This is a genomic window from Enterococcus sp. DIV0574, assembly GCF_051711125.1.
GTDB lineage: Bacteria > Bacillota > Bacilli > Lactobacillales > Enterococcaceae > Enterococcus_D > Enterococcus_D gallinarum.
Map to the genome: position 1 here is coordinate 1,297,096 of NZ_JBIOMA010000001.1, position 13,963 is coordinate 1,311,058.

Sequence of the window (13,963 nt, forward strand, 5' to 3'; positions counted from 1 at the left end):
GAAACTTCCTCTCTTTTTACACTAGAGGCTAAAAAATTAATGGACAGAAAGGTGTCTTTCTATGAAAAATGTTTCTTTTCACCGTTATGTGATCTCACTGATTTGTGTCGCGATCCTCTCGGGAGGCGGTGTCTACATTTGGCAAAAAAGTACGGCTGCAACACAATCCCCACAGAATCAGCCCACAGTGGCGACATCAAATGAACTGGAAAAAGTTCAAACGCTTTTTGACCAAATTCGTGCCAATTATTACCAAGAAGTAGATGAGGATGTCTTGGTCGAAGGGGCATTAAAAGGAATGACCGATGCATTAGGTGATCCTTATACAACGTATCTTAGTGAATCAGCAGCCAATGAATTGGATCAGTCTTTATCAAGCAGTTTTGAAGGAATTGGCGCCACCCTTACCCTTGTCAACGACTATCCAGAAGTGGCACAAGCCCCTATCAAGAACTCCCCAGCTGAGAAAAACGGTTTGCGTCTAAACGATCGTATTTTGAAAGTGGATGGGAAAGAAACGAAAGGCCTGTCATTAACAGAGGTCGTAAACAACATTCGTGGCAAAAAAGGGACCACAGTCAAGTTGACGATCCAACGGGAAAAAGAGACCTTTGACGTATCGATTACACGAGATACGATTCCAGTGGATACTGTTCATACAGACCTTGATAGTGAGAAAAAAATCGGGAAAATCGAAATTACGACTTTTGGTGAAAGTACTGCCTCCGAATTAAAAGAAGGAATTGAGTCACTGAGAAAGAAAGGAGCAAAATCATTTATTCTGGATGTCCGGCAAAATCCTGGTGGACTTTTAGATCAAGTACAGATCATGGCTAGCATGTTTTTAGAAGATGGAAAAACGATCGTTAAGTTTGCAGATGATAGTGGTGTCATAAGTGAAACGAAGGCAAGTGCTGCTCTTGATGAAGGATTCAAAGTCACAGAACCGGTTGTCGTTTTGGTTGATGGCGGCAGTGCATCGGCCGCAGAAATTTTTGCAGCTGCGTTGCAAGAATCCGCAGATATACCAGTTGTTGGTACAGAAACCTTTGGTAAAGGAACTGTACAAAATGTAAAAGAATTAGGAGACAATAGTGAGTTAAAGATGACGGTCATGAAGTGGCTGACGCCAAATGAAGAATGGGTCAATGAGCAAGGTGTAATGCCAGATCATCAAGCAGATTTTCCTGAGTATGCCTATTTAGCTCCATTACCAAGAGACAAAGAATTGAAAGAAGGGCAAAGCTCAGAAGCAGTTGATCAGTTGAATCAGTTTCTTTCTGCACTAGGTTATCGGACCACCGGAGATACATTTGACCAAACCACCGTATCAGCCGTTCAAGCCGTTCAGCAAAAAGCTGAGCTGGAAGTGACAGGGAAAGTGAATGCAGAAACAGCACAAGCAATTGAGAAAGCTGTGACGGATCAATTAAAACAAGAAGATCATGCTTATTTGAAAGCTGTCGAGTTATTATCAAAGTAGTAACAAAGTAAAAGAGGAGGGACATCATGCAGCGAAGAAAAATCTGGATCGATCGCTTTTGGTTCATCATTAAATACGCGATTATTGCATTGGCCTCTGCATTCCTGATTCGTGCATTCTTGCTGATCCCTGTACCGGTAGGCGGAAATTCAATGGAAGGTACCTTAAGACAGGGGGATATGGTTTTGATCGAAAAAATCTCACCCATCAAGCGATTTGATGTCGTCGTTTTTCAAATGCCGGATGGTTCCACCTATATTAAGCGAGTGATTGGATTGCCTGGTGAATCCATTCGTTACGAAAATGATCAACTATATGTTAATGATCAGCCGGTAGATGAGAATTTCCTAGTGAAAAATCGAAAGAATGATCACGAAAATGTCTCTTATACGAATGACTTTGATCTACAGTCATTGTTGGGCGTTGAAAAGCTGGGGAAAGACAGCTATTTCGTGATAGGTGACAATCGTCGTGCCTCTAAAGACAGCCGATCATTTGGTGCCATTTCTGGAGATGCGATTTTAGGAAATGCCCGTTTTGTTTATTACCCACTAACCCATATGCGCTTTATATAATGAAAAACAAAAACATCATTTATTCATATTTTTGCGTAGGTATCGCTACTTTCAAAATATATGAGTAGATGATGTTTTTAATAGCAGCTAGTATTTTTCTGCAGAAATCAATATTGTTGGATCCTTTGCTTGATAATAAAATGCTGTTGTTGTGTCATGTCCTTTACATAATTATTTAACACTTACTTTGTTGTTTTTCGTTATTCTATTGAAACGAACAAGCAAGAAATAATTTTATAAGTAAGCGTTGACAGTGCCATTTTAAGCTGATATACTTTGGCTGTAAGTTAGAAAAAGGAACGAGAAATAGCGCCGCAGCTGTTTCTTGAGTTATGTTACTGAGACGATCAGGCAGAACTCAGAATATATATCAAGTACACTTTCTTTTGTAAAGTTTATTTGATATTTATTCTGAGTTCTTTTTTCTGGAAAGGAGAAACGAATGAAAGTTAAAAAGATTATCAATAATAATGTTGCCTTAGTGGATAGAGGAGGGCATGAGTCGATCATCTACTTAACAGGAGTCGCATTCAAGAAAAAAGTTGGCCAACATATTTCTGACTCTGAAGTAGAGAAGACCTTTGTCTTAGATAGCCAAGATCGATTAGAGCATTTTAGCTACCTCTTATCTCGCGCCGATGATCAATTGATCCTGCTTGTAAACGAGCTCGTACAATATGGAGAAAAAGAAATCGGCAAAAGTGCCAATGATTATCTTTATTTAGCTTTGTTAGATCATTTATCCTTTGCATTGAAACGGGCAAAAAAAGATCAATATTTGAGGAGTCCATTGACTTGGGAGGTAAAAAAATTCTATCCCAGTTATTACAAAATTGGGTTAGAAGCCTTGGAAAGGATCAATCAAACCTTTCAAGTCGATTTTCCTGAAGATGAAGCCGTTGCCATTGCCTTACATTTTGTTAACTTGCAGGAAACGAAAGCAAAGTTTGATGAACAATTAGCTGATATGGAAACGTTGCGGGATATGCTGAATATTATCAAATATCATTTTACGATTACTTTAGATGAAAACAGCATGAATTATATGCGTCTTGTGACCCATCTCCAGTATTTCATCGAACGATTGCGGAACAACCAGACCTATTCCGACAATGAGTCTCAACTTTATAAACAAGTGAAAGCAATGTATCCGGAAGCATTTGCCGCGGTTGAAAAAATTGAGATCTATGTCAAAGGAAAGTTCAACAGTTACCTGACACAAGAAGAGTACACCTACTTAATGATCCACATCAATCGTGTAACAGAAAGAGGAGAATGACATGAATCAATACCATGATTTCAACGAGCAAATCATCAAATTAGTTGGCGGAAAAGCCAATATTCAAGCTGTTGTGCACTGCATGACTCGTCTTCGTTTTACTTTAAAAGATCGCTCAAAAGCAGATACAAAAAAATTGCAAGAGCTGGAAGGGGTTATTGATGTGGTAAGCAATAATGTTGCTTATCAAATTATCGTAGGAACCCATGTAAACGATGTTTACAAAGATTTAATTGACCAACTGGGAATGTCAGGAGACGAAGCAGACCAGCCAAAAACGAAGAAAAATCCGATCAAGGCGATGCTAGATGTGATTTCGGAATCAATGAATCCCATTTTAGAACCAATCATCTGTGCAGGTTTATTAGCCGCATTTCTTTCAATTATTTCATTAACCGGTTTGATTTCGACAGATAGCTCAACGTATCAAATTTTTGATGCATTACGGTCGGCTGTTTTTTATTTCTTACCTATTTTAATGGCGATGAGCTGTGCCAAACGATTAGGCGCCAGCCCTTATCTAGCAGTGGCTTTAGCAGCAACCATTTTATCTGAACCGATCAACAATGTTTCGGGATTGAGTTTATTTGGTATTGGGTTACCACAGATCACTTATTCAAATAGCTTTATCCCGATTTTATTAGCAGTATGGTTCATGGGCTATGTAACAAAGTTTGCCAAAAAAGTCATTCCTAAAAGTTTGCAGTACTTTATGTCTCCTTTAGTGATCATGCTGATTACTTTGCCAGCCACACTCCTGGTTTTTGGTCCATTAGGGTTTTATATTGGGGAAGGCATCATTGGCTTCTTCAATCTATTGATGGACACGATAGGTAGCTGGTTTGTGATGATGCTCTATTCTGCATTACAGCCATTCATCATTATGTTAGGCGCCGGCAATTTCATTATGCCTGTTGTGGCTTCATTGATTGCAGCGAATGGATATGATCCAGCGTTTATCTCATCATGTACAATCTCTGACATCGCTGTCGGCGGAGCAATGCTTGGATACTTCTTGCGTGCTCGCAACTTGAAACAAAAACAACTATTTGGGACCGTGACTTTATCCGCCATTTTAGGAGTTACCGAACCAGCCATCTATGGTGTATTCGTTAAATTCCGTCGTCCGTTTATTGCTGTGATGATCGGTGGAGGTTTAGGGGGACTGTTCGCCGGTTTAACAGGTGTCAAAGCTTATTCAATTGCTTGGGGATTATTTGGATTACCTGCCTATATTGGCGAAGGCGACTTCATGAATCTTTGGTTAATGGTGGCAGCGGTTGCGATCAGTTTTATTGGTGCGACTATCGCAGCCTATATGTTAGGGATTCCAGTAGAAAGTGATGAAGTACCGGCGGTTAAAGAGAAAGAACAACCTGTATCTTCTGAAATGATTCGTTCTACTGCTTTAAAAAGTGTAGTGGAAGGAGAAGTGGTTCCCCTCAATGAAATCAATGACCAAGCTTTTTCAACTGGTGCTTTAGGGAAAGGAATCGGTATCAAACCTATAAGTCATGTGATTCATTCGCCAATCGATGGGGAAGTGCTAACAGTCTTTCCTACCAAACACGCGATTGGTCTTCGCAGTGACCAAGGCGTTGAGGTCTTGATCCATATTGGTATCGACACTGTTTCGTTAGAAGGCAAGTATTTTACGATGAATGTGAAGCAAGGTGATCGTGTGAGGACAGGACAACCAATCGGTGAAGTAGATTTTGAAAAAGTTCGTGAAGCCGGGTATGATCCAACGACTATTGTGGTCATTACGAATACGAATGATTTTCTTGATGTGATCCCAACATCCAATAACCAGTTGGTAAAGTCGGATGATTTACTAAATATTGTCTTGCAATAGAAACCGTAATAAAGAAGATAGAAAAGGTGAGCAGATGAAGTTAAGAAATGATTTTTTATGGGGCGGCAGCATTGCCGCTCATCAATGTGAAGGTGCTTGGCAGGAAGATGGCAAAGGCCCAGCTATTATGGACTATGTCACAGTAGGCAGCTATGAACAGCCTCGTGAGATCGATAAAGAACTTCTTGCTAACAAGGTCTATCCTTCTCATACAGGCATCGATTTTTATCATCGTTATCAAGAAGATATTGCTTTGTTTGCAGAAATGGGATTCAAGGCATTACGGATTTCTATCGATTGGTCAAGAATTTATCCTAAAGGGGACGAAGCAGAACCAAATCAAGCCGGTATCGATTTTTATCATCGAGTCGTTGACACGCTATTAAAACATGGTATCGAACCGATCATTACGCTCTATCACTTCGAAATGCCGATTCATCTAGTGACAGAATATGGTTCATGGACAAATCGCAAAGTCGTTGATTTCTATTTGCGCTTTTGTCGCACGATGTTTGAAGCATTCAAAGGAAAAGTCAGATACTGGGCCACATTTAATGAGATGAACCATATCGATCCTCAAAGTGAGGCTAGTGATATCTTTACCTATATCATTGCCGGATTAAAGTACTCTGAAATCGATGCTAAGGCCCAGACATTAGCCATGATTGGCTACAATATGACGCTTGCAAGTTGTGCTGCTGTCAAAATGGGACATGAAATTGATGAAAACTTCCAAATTGGCTGTGTTTTTGGTATCGAGCCAGTCTATCCAGCAAATTGTGATCCCGTCAATGTTCTAAATGCCTATAAACAAATGGATCGTGACTTCTATCAGATCGATGCAATGTGCAATGGTCTGTTTCCCCAATACAAACTGGAAGAATATGCAGATCAAGGCATAAAAATCGTGATCTCTGAGTCAGATAAAAAAGTGTTTGCTGAGGGCAAAATTGATTTTATTGGCATGAATTACTATGCGTCTTCTGTCGCAGAATATGAAGGTGCATCGGAAGGAAAAAGTGCTTTATTTGGCGGTCTGCAAAATCCTTATTTGGAAAGCAGTAAGTGGGGATGGACGATTGATCCGATTGGCATGCGGTATTTGTTAAATTACACTTATCGAAAATACGGATTACCAATCATGATTACTGAAAACGGACTAGGTGCAGTGGATGAAATCGCAGAAGATGGGCATGTTCACGATGCGTATCGCATTGATTACTTGCACAGACATGTCGAGCAATTGTTGCTGTCAGTTGAAGAGGATCAGGTAGACTGTATCGGTTATCTAACGTGGGCGCCGATCGATTTAGTCAGTGCTACGACAGGTGAGATGAAAAAACGCTATGGATTTATCTATGTCGACAAACAAGATGATGGAACAGGGTCCTATATGCGTAAGAAAAAAGATTCCTTTGAGTGGTATCGGCAAGTCATTAACTCCAACGGTGAGAGTATCAAAAGGGAGAATCATGAGTAAAAATTAGTTTTCTATTCATTTCATTTGTATTTTTTTTCATCAAAACTTGTATCGATACGCACTTTAATAAGAAATGATGGCGATCTAGAAAGAAGTAAATTCTTTCTAGATTTTTTTGTTTTCATAAATCAGTATGAGCGATGGGAACCTCTTGGTTTCAAAAAAGTTTGATCTTTTCGATTTTGTTGATCTTAGTACTTAGCTACGATACATAGCTGCATTTCGTTTTATTTCTATTACTTATATATTCAAACGAGGTAGCCGCTTGCTTGAGCAAATGTGAAAAAAATGTTCTAGAAATAACGATAAAATTTTTTACAGTGTTGTAATTCTGTCAGACTTTTGGCATTTTTTCTTCAAAATTGATAAGATGATTTGAGTAAAAGACGTAAAATGAAGTATAATTTTAACTAGGCTGAAAATTGGTCTTTTTCTCAAAAAAAGTTGGCTTCCTACATCCTGACACTCAGCTAGCTACTTTTAGCTACTTTTAGCTACTTTTGGCTACTTTTTCCTAATTTTAGCTACTTTCACAAGCCAGCAAGTTCTCTTGGACTGACACTGAGTGACAGAATGAATTGAGCCGTGGACCAAATCCCCTTATGGCATTTTTAAATTAGTCTGCCAAGTGATTCTAGTGAATGAATTAACAAGGAAAGGCTGCGGAATCAGCCAAATAATGGCATATAACAGAATAGTCAGCGTAGTTGGGCAGTTTTTGGTCATTCTTTGGATATTTGCTGGACTGTAAGAGCAGGTTGAATGAGCAAATCACCACTACAATACGCGTCTCATAGGTATAGTTGCAGGTGATTGGCAGGTAGTATTTCCAATTAAACCAATTCGTGTTAAAATGCGTAGGATACTCGGCAATCAGGAAATTTTCTCGATTCGTCCGATACTTTTAAGAGAAAGCCAAAACAATGTCTGAAAAAGACTGGTATGAAAGGAAATTAATTATGAGTACCATTCAATGGTTTCCAGGCCACATGGCCAAAGCAAAACGTGAAGTAAGCGAAAAACTAAAATTTGTCGACATCGTGTTTGAACTTGTAGATGCTCGTCTCCCCATTTCTTCAAGAAACCCCATGCTGGATCAAATTTTACAACAAAAGCCACGCTTGATCTTGATCAATAAAGCAGACTTGGCTGACCCTCAGCAAACAAAACTCTGGGAAGGCTATTTTAGAAAACAAGGTTTCTTAGCCATGGCGATCAATGCTCAGGATAGTCAAGGAATTAAAATGATCGTTCCTAAAGCAAAGGAAGTTCTGCAAGAAAAAATTGCTCGTGACAAAGCTCGTGGGCTCAAACCACGTCCGATAAGAGCAATGGTCATTGGGATTCCTAATGTAGGAAAATCAACATTGATGAATCGCTTAGTCGGCAAAAAAATTGCTCAGACTGGCAATAAACCAGGTGTTACCAAAGGGCAACAATGGTTGCGTTTTGGTACAGAATTGGAATTGCTGGATACACCAGGAATTCTCTGGCCTAAATTTGAAGATCCTGAGATTGGCAAAAAATTAGCTTTGACTGGCGCTATCAAAGATCAACTCATCCATTTAGATGATATTGCTTTGTTTGGGTTAGACTTTTTTGCTCGCTACTATGAAGGAAGAATTGCTCAGCGTTATTCACTTTCTGCGGAAGAAGAACAATGTCTAGCACCAGAACTATTGATGAAGATCACTGAAAAACGTGGCTACAAAGACAATTATGATCGCGGTAGTGAATTAGTCGTTTTTGATATTCGACAAGGGAAGCTGGGAAGGTACACATTAGATCGTTACGAGGAGTTAGGTGAAAAAGATGAAAGAGCCGATTAAAACTATCAAAGAGCGACTATTTGCCGAGGAGGTTGACCCGGCTTATGTGGCTCAACTGATGGCAGACGAACGCTCTGGTGTCCAAAAGCTGATTACCAAGTATCAAAATCAGCAGTGTAAACAGCGACAAATGCAAGAAAAATATGCAGAAATGTCTGTATTTGAACAAGAACTCTATCAGAAAGGGCTTCGGTTTGTTGCCGGTTTAGATGAAGTCGGCCGGGGACCGTTAGCTGGGCCCGTAGTTGCCGCGGCAGTGGTTTTACCGAAGAATTGCGGGATCATTGGCTTGAATGATTCGAAACAACTTTCTGCGAAAAAAAGAGAAGAATTATTTATTGAGATCCAAAATAAAGCGGTAGCGATTGGCATCGGTATTGCAGATCATGAGGAAATTGATCGTGTGAACATTTATCAAGCCAGTAAGAATGCGATGAAACGAGCGCTAGCTGACTTATCGATTACACCAGAGCATTTATTGGTGGACGCTATGACGCTTGATACCGATATTCCTCAGACCAGTCTGATCAAAGGGGATGCGCGGTCGATCTCTATCGCTGCTGCAAGTATCATGGCTAAGGTATTTCGGGATAATTTAATGAAAGATTATCATGGTGTTTTTCCTCATTATGGATTTGATCAAAATGCTGGTTACGGTACGAAAACCCATTTAGAAGGATTAGCTGCCCATGGGATTTGTCCTATCCATCGCAAAACGTTTGCACCAGTAAAACAGTACGTAAAATAATTCATCAAACAGCCTCATTTTTACGAATCTTATTAGTGAGATTCTTTAGAAATGAGGTTGTTTTATGTACTTTCAGGAATGTACGCCCTTCGATAAAATCCTCCTTCGCTTGTCATTTGTACAAGGAGTCGGTATTCAAAGTCAGTGGCAGGTGGTCAAAGGCTGCCTCGCACAAGAAAATTGGACTATAACGGCTGAAGAAGTTATTCAAATGACAGGGATCACACGCAATATTCGTCGTTTTCAACAGTCGTGGCATCAGTTGACAGAGAGTGACTTAGCGGAAAAAATGGCCGACCAGTCATTTATCACCTTTTTTTCAAAAGACTACCCACCTGCACTGAGAAAAATCGCTGATCCACCATTGATCCTCTTTTACGAAGGGAATCTGGCATTACTCCAAAAGCCTTCACTGGCTGTTGTCGGTGCTAGACAAGCGACAAGCTACGGTCAGCAGATTTGTAGAAAAATCATTCCGGAACTAGTGAAAAAGAAGTACTTGATCGTTAGCGGCCTTGCCCAGGGATTAGATAGTTTCGCCCATGAAGCAGCGATTGAAAGTGGTGGACAAACCATTGCAGTTATAGGAACGGGACTGGATCAGTGTTATCCTAAGAGTTCGCAACGTCTTTATTCTCAGATCAAGCAGGAACATTTGCTGGTTAGTGAATATTCGCGAGGAACATTGCCGCATAAACATCATTTTCCCATGCGGAATCGACTGATTGCGGGAATCGCACAGGCAGTTTGTGTGATTGAAGCCAAAGAAAAGAGTGGCTCTTTGATTACTGCACAGTTGGCTTTAGAAAATGGGAAGGATGTATTTGCCGTGCCTGGAGAAGCTTTGACCGATCGATCAAAGGGGTGTCATCAGTTGATTCAAGATGGAGCAAAATGCACGCTGACAGCAGAAGATATCTTAGAAGAATTGCCTTAGGCTTTTGAACTTATGATGATCCTTTCTTGACAAAACTTTTTCTGAAAGCTATGATAAGCTACGATTTGGATGTTTGGAAAGCAAGTGGATTGTTTGCCGAATATATTATAGTAGGAAAAAATGAAGGAAGGAGCCATTTTTTATATGGCATATAAATATCTAGTGATCGTGGAGTCGCCAGCAAAGGCGAAAACCATTGAAAAATACCTCGGGCGCAACTATAAAGTTGTTGCGAGTGTTGGACATATTCGTGATTTGCCGAAAAGCAAAATGGGCATTGACGTCGAAAATGACTATGAACCTCATTACATCTCGATTCGCGGCAAAGGCGATGTCATCAAGAGCCTTCGTTCTGCAGCTAAAAAAGCAGAAAAAGTTTATCTCGCAAGTGACCCGGATAGAGAAGGGGAAGCTATTGCTTGGCATTTAGCTTTCTTGCTAGGACTAGATTTAAAAGAAAAGAACCGGGTCGTTTTTAATGAAATCACAAAAGATGCAGTTAAAGCTGCGTTCAAAGAACCTCGTACGATTGATGTCGATTTAGTAGATGCGCAGCAAGCTCGTCGGGTGTTGGACCGTCTGGTAGGTTATTCGATTAGTCCAATTTTATGGCGCAAAGTCAAAAAAGGGTTGAGTGCGGGCCGTGTTCAGTCAGTAGCATTGAAAATCATCATTGATCGCGAAAAAGAAATCCGCGAGTTTATACCTGAAGAATACTGGAGTATCGATGGCAACTTTAAAAAAGCAACGAAAAAGTTCAAGGCGGCTTTCTGGGGGCTAGATGGTAAAAAGAAAAAACTACCAAACGCTGAAAGCATCAAAGAAGTGACCGATCGTTTAGATGGCAAAGATTACCAAGTGACCAAGGTAGAAAAGAAAGAACGAAAACGCAATCCTTCGGCTCCTTTTACAACCAGCAGTCTTCAACAAGAGGCAGCCCGCAAACTGAATTTCCGTACACGTAAAACAATGATGGTAGCCCAACAGCTTTATGAAGGAATCCCATTAGGCAAGCAAGGAACGGTGGGGTTGATCACCTATATGCGTACCGATTCTACACGGATCGCGGATACAGCTAAAGGAGAAGCGGCGGAATTCATCGAAACAACCTATGGCTCAGCTTTTTCAGCTCATGGTGGCAAGAAAATCAAGAATGCGCAAGGGGCGCAAGATGCCCACGAGGCTGTACGTCCTACAAGCGTCATGCGTACACCAGAAGAAATGGAAAAGTACTTGGACAAAGATCAGTTGAAACTCTATCGCTTGATTTGGTCTCGTTTTGTAGCCAGCCAAATGACCCCTGCGATTTTGGATACAATGAAAGTGACGCTACAGCAGAATGGCGTCATATTCATAGCTAACGGATCCAAAATCAAATTTAAAGGATTCATGCAAGTGTATGTTGAGGGACGAGATGACGGCAAAGAAGACAAAGAGAATATTTTGCCGGAATTAAACGAAGGGGACGTTGTTCAGTCGATCTCTATCGAACCAAAACAACACTTCACACAACCACCTGCTCGTTTTAGCGAAGCAACGTTGATCAAAACTTTAGAAGAAAATGGTGTAGGGCGTCCATCGACTTATGCACCAACTTTAGAAACGATCCAACGGCGCTATTACGTTAAATTAACTCAAAAACGTTTTGAACCAACTGAATTGGGAGAAATTGTTAATTCGTTGATCGAGGAATTCTTCCCTCAAATCGTCGATACCCATTTCACAGCCGAGATGGAAAGCAGCTTAGATAGTATTGAAGCGGGCAAACAAGAATGGATCAAAGTCGTGGACCAATTCTATCGACCATTTGAAAAAGAATTATCCAATGCGGAAGAAAATATTGAGAAAATCCAGATAAAAGATGAACCCGCTGGCTTCGATTGCGATATTTGCGGTCATCCAATGGTCATCAAGCTAGGTCGTTATGGAAAATTTTATGCTTGTAGCAATTTTCCAGATTGTCGAAATACAAAACCGATCGTCAAAGAAATCGGAGTGGAATGTCCAGTTTGTCACCAAGGACAAGTTGTTGAAAGAAAATCCAAGAAGAACCGAATTTTCTTTGGCTGCACACGCTATCCAGAATGTGACTTTACGTCATGGGATAAACCAGTAGGCAGAAACTGTCCAAAATGTGACAACTATTTGGTTGAAAAGAAAGTCAAAGGCGGCAAGCAAGTCGTTTGTATCAAAGGTGATTATGAGGAAGATGTTCAAAAGTAAGCTATCGATCGTTTTTGACCTCTCAATAAAAAAAATGAAGTGAGCGCAAGAAGTATCTGCTGAGAGACAGCAGACTTCTGCGTTCCTTTTCAAAAAACAGAGCTGTGACACAAGGAATAGAATAAAAAATAAGCAGAGACAAACGGTGATCTGAAGATCAGCATCTGCCAATGTAAGGGTTATTTTTTGTTTTGATGACTTTTGGCACAGACTCTTTTACTATAAAGGAGACGAAGTATGAAAAAAATCAATGTAATTGGTGCTGGATTAGCAGGAAGCGAAGCTGCTTGGCAAGCTGCTGAGGCAGGAGTGGCTGTCAATTTGTATGAAATGCGTCCTAAGAAAACGACAGAAGCCCATCATACGAATAATTTTGCGGAACTTGTTTGTACAAATTCTCTTAGAGGAAACAATTTAACCAATGCAGTAGGTGTTTTGAAAGAAGAAATGCGCCGCTTGAATTCGGTTATTATCTCTTCGGCCGATCAGACAGCGGTTCCGGCTGGTGGTGCACTAGCCGTTGATCGGGACGATTTTTCTGAATTAGTTACAAAGCGGGTGAAAGAACATCCGTTGGTAACAGTGATCGAAGAAGAGATCACCGAAATCCCAGAAGGAATTACGGTAATCGCTACTGGACCATTGACTTCAGAACCGTTATCCAAGGCGATTCAAGCATTCAATGGGTCGGAAGGCTTCTATTTCTATGATGCCGCAGCGCCAATCATTGATAAATCAACTATTGATATGGATAAAGTTTACTTGAAATCACGATACGACAAAGGAGAAGCAGCATACCTGAATTGTCCGATGAACGAAGAAGAATTTTATGCCTTTCGTGAAGCCTTGGTAAATGCCGAAGTCGCTCCTTTGAAAGAGTTTGAAAAAGAGAAATTCTTTGAAGGCTGTATGCCAATTGAAGTGATGGCCTCTCGTGGTCCAAAGACGATGTTGTTTGGACCAATGAAACCTGTTGGTTTGGAAGATCCTAAGACAGGCAAACGGCCTTATGCAGTGATCCAATTGCGTCAAGATAACGCTGCTGCCTCGTTGTACAACATTGTAGGTTTCCAAACGCATCTAAAATGGGGAGAACAAAAACGGGTCTTTCGGATGATCCCTGGATTAGAGCAAGCTGAATTTGTCCGCTATGGTGTAATGCATCGGAATAGTTTCATGAACTCGCCAGAACTTCTGCAACAAACCTATCAATCTCGCAAACGTGATGACTTGTTTTTTGCTGGTCAAATGACAGGAGTAGAAGGGTATGTTGAAAGTGCGGCTAGCGGTCTAGTAGCTGGAATCAATGCAGCAAAACTTGCAAAAGGGGAAGAACCAATCATCTTTCCGCAGGAAACAACAATCGGCAGCATGGCGTATTACATTACGCATGCAGAAGGCAAACATTTTCAACCAATGAATGCCAATTTTGGCTTGCTTCCTGAACTGCCCGAACGAATCAAAGATAAAAAATCCCGTTATGAGGCATTGGCTAATCGTGCGCTTACAGCTTTAGAGGCTGCCAAAGAAACAGTTGCAAATTAATTGTCGAAA

General features: G+C 40.6%; 10 protein-coding genes. All 10 read left to right on the forward strand.

Annotated elements, in window-relative coordinates; translation table 11 throughout:
• The first annotated feature begins 61 nt into the window (after nt 1-61).
• Entirely contained in the window at nt 62-1,483 is a 1,422-nt protein-coding gene (locus IGJ45_RS06410; RefSeq protein ID WP_409531832.1) for a S41 family peptidase, read from the forward strand.
• A 26-nt stretch (nt 1,484-1,509) separates the two neighbouring features.
• Nucleotides 1,510-2,058 carry a signal peptidase I gene (gene lepB / locus IGJ45_RS06415; protein ID WP_003126969.1) on the forward strand — a complete coding sequence of 183 codons (549 nt, stop codon included), beginning with the start codon at nt 1,510-1,512 and terminating at the stop codon, nt 2,056-2,058.
• A 442-nt stretch (nt 2,059-2,500) separates the two neighbouring features.
• Nucleotides 2,501-3,337 (forward strand): PRD domain-containing protein, encoded by an 837-nt coding sequence (locus IGJ45_RS06420; RefSeq protein ID WP_003126971.1) that lies wholly within the window; start codon nt 2,501-2,503, stop codon nt 3,335-3,337.
• 1 nt (nt 3,338) lies between these two features.
• Entirely contained in the window at nt 3,339-5,192 is a 1,854-nt protein-coding gene (locus IGJ45_RS06425; RefSeq protein WP_005472277.1) for a PTS beta-glucoside transporter subunit IIBCA, read from the forward strand.
• 34 nt (nt 5,193-5,226) lie between these two features.
• A complete protein-coding gene (locus tag IGJ45_RS06430; RefSeq protein WP_103299913.1) occupies nt 5,227-6,672 on the forward strand; it encodes a family 1 glycosylhydrolase in 1,446 nt (481 codons plus the stop codon).
• Between the two features lie 959 nt (nt 6,673-7,631).
• Nucleotides 7,632-8,501, forward strand: a complete 870-nt coding sequence (ylqF, locus tag IGJ45_RS06435; protein ID WP_003126974.1) for a ribosome biogenesis GTPase YlqF — start codon at nt 7,632-7,634, stop codon at nt 8,499-8,501.
• Entirely contained in the window at nt 8,485-9,249 is a 765-nt protein-coding gene (locus IGJ45_RS06440) for a ribonuclease HII (protein ID WP_409531866.1), read from the forward strand. The genes ylqF and IGJ45_RS06440 overlap by 17 nt, the downstream gene beginning before the upstream one ends.
• Nucleotides 9,250-9,313: 64 nt before the next feature.
• Entirely contained in the window at nt 9,314-10,186 is an 873-nt protein-coding gene (gene dprA, locus IGJ45_RS06445; protein ID WP_113849900.1) for a DNA-processing protein DprA, read from the forward strand.
• A gap of 144 nt (nt 10,187-10,330) precedes the next feature.
• Nucleotides 10,331-12,409 (forward strand): type I DNA topoisomerase, encoded by a 2,079-nt coding sequence (gene topA / locus IGJ45_RS06450; RefSeq protein ID WP_103299915.1) that lies wholly within the window; start codon nt 10,331-10,333, stop codon nt 12,407-12,409.
• A 237-nt stretch (nt 12,410-12,646) separates the two neighbouring features.
• The gene (trmFO, locus tag IGJ45_RS06455) at nt 12,647-13,954 is read left to right on the forward strand and encodes an FADH(2)-oxidizing methylenetetrahydrofolate--tRNA-(uracil(54)-C(5))-methyltransferase TrmFO (RefSeq protein WP_003126978.1); all 1,308 of its coding nucleotides are present in this window, start codon (nt 12,647-12,649) and stop codon (nt 13,952-13,954) included.
• Nucleotides 13,955-13,963: the final 9 nt, after the last annotated feature.

Coding starts and splice junctions, on each gene's coding strand:
- IGJ45_RS06425 (WP_005472277.1), top strand. CDS start 3,339: ATGAATCAATACCATGATTTCAACGAGCAAATCATCAAATTAGTTGGC.
- IGJ45_RS06410 (WP_409531832.1), top strand. CDS start 62: ATGAAAAATGTTTCTTTTCACCGTTATGTGATCTCACTGATTTGTGTC.
- IGJ45_RS06420 (WP_003126971.1), top strand. CDS start 2,501: ATGAAAGTTAAAAAGATTATCAATAATAATGTTGCCTTAGTGGATAGA.
- topA (WP_103299915.1), top strand. CDS start 10,331: ATGGCATATAAATATCTAGTGATCGTGGAGTCGCCAGCAAAGGCGAAA.
- trmFO (WP_003126978.1), top strand. CDS start 12,647: ATGAAAAAAATCAATGTAATTGGTGCTGGATTAGCAGGAAGCGAAGCT.
- lepB (WP_003126969.1), top strand. CDS start 1,510: ATGCAGCGAAGAAAAATCTGGATCGATCGCTTTTGGTTCATCATTAAA.
- IGJ45_RS06430 (WP_103299913.1), top strand. CDS start 5,227: ATGAAGTTAAGAAATGATTTTTTATGGGGCGGCAGCATTGCCGCTCAT.
- IGJ45_RS06440 (WP_409531866.1), top strand. CDS start 8,485: ATGAAAGAGCCGATTAAAACTATCAAAGAGCGACTATTTGCCGAGGAG.
- dprA (WP_113849900.1), top strand. CDS start 9,314: ATGTACTTTCAGGAATGTACGCCCTTCGATAAAATCCTCCTTCGCTTG.
- ylqF (WP_003126974.1), top strand. CDS start 7,632: ATGAGTACCATTCAATGGTTTCCAGGCCACATGGCCAAAGCAAAACGT.